Source organism: Hyphomonas chukchiensis (genome assembly GCF_000682695.1).
GTDB lineage: Bacteria > Pseudomonadota > Alphaproteobacteria > Caulobacterales > Hyphomonadaceae > Hyphomonas > Hyphomonas chukchiensis.
In genome coordinates, this window is sequence record NZ_AWFG01000071.1 from 1 (window position 1) to 1,233 (window position 1,233).

General features: G+C 56.8%; 1 protein-coding gene. It reads right to left on the reverse strand.

What is annotated here, in order from left to right; genetic code table 11:
• Positions 1–51: 51 nt before the first annotated feature.
• Positions 52–1,154, reverse strand: a protein-coding gene (locus HY30_RS16550) for an IS3 family transposase (RefSeq protein ID WP_155839390.1) whose coding sequence is annotated in 2 segments (ribosomal slippage) — positions 52–893 and positions 893–1,154 — 1,104 coding nt in all. Because the reading frame shifts where the segments join, the coding sequence is not laid out codon by codon here.
• Between the last annotated feature and the right edge of the window lie 79 nt (positions 1,155–1,233).

A 1,233-nucleotide genomic window follows, 5' to 3' on the forward strand; every position in this document is an offset into this window, starting at 1 on the left:
TGCTCTGAGACCCATGTCTGGACCACTGCCGGTTAGAGTTTTCCGGCCTTTTCACGATGGCGGACTGGTGACGCCTGCGTGATTGATGAGTGCGGCCGGGGGTTTGTTTCCGATCGCGCTATGCGGTCTTACCGTATTGTAGTCTCCACGCCAACACTCCAGCTTTTCGCGCGCATCTGACAGGCTCATGAACCAGTTTGCAGACAGGCATTCGGCGCGTAATCGACCATTGAACGCTTCTATAAACGCGTTATCCGTCGGTTTTCCCGGCCTTGAGAAGTCCAGCGTCACACCGTTTGCGTAGGCCCAAAGGTCGAGATCGCGAGAGATGAACTCCGAGCCCTGGTCCACGCGGATCATCTTTGGATAACCTGTCTGAGCGCAGATTCGCTCCATCGTCTGAACGACATCTTCGCCGCGATAGCTGTATCTCGCGTCGATGGCAGGAACATATTTGGACCATGTGTCGACGACCGTCAGAATGCGGAACTTACGACCGGTCGCGAGCTGGTCATGAACAAAATCCATCGCCCACACCTCAAGCGGAGATACCGCCTCCTTGCGATCGCGAATGAGCTTGGCCCTGACCTTCCGTTTCGGGTGCTTGTTCCGTAACTGCAGGCCCAATTCGTTGTAAAGCCGTCGAACTTTCTTCTGGTTCACGAACCATCCCTCCCGCCTCAGCATGACATGAACGCGCCTGTATCCGTACCGCACGCGTGTCTCGCAGATATCCTTGATGCGCTCTTTCAACGCGGCCTGATCGGGTCGCCGAGAACGGTAGTGGAAGGTGGACGTGTCGAGCAGAAGGTTACTGCAGGCCCTCCGGATCGACATGCCCCATTCCTGAACCGCCTCTTTGACAAGCTCCCGCTTACGACCAGGCCTTACGTCTTTCGTTTCAGGACGTCCTGCAGCATCTCCTTGTCGAGGGACAAGTCGGCGACAATCCGCTTCAGGCGCGCATTCTCGTCTTCCAGCTCTTTCAGCCGCCGCATCTCCGATGGCATCAGGTCGCCATAGCGCTTCTTCCAATTAAAGAACGTCGCCTGACTGATCCCCGCCTTGCGGCAGATCTCCGCCACCGGAATCCCGGCCTCTCCCTGCTTGATAATGAACGCCTTTTGCGCGTCCGTGAACTTCGATGCTCGCATCGCCTCGTCTCCGCCCAGCCAGGTTCCAGACTACCGGAAACTCTAACCGAAAACGATCCAGTTTGTTGGGAGCAGAGCA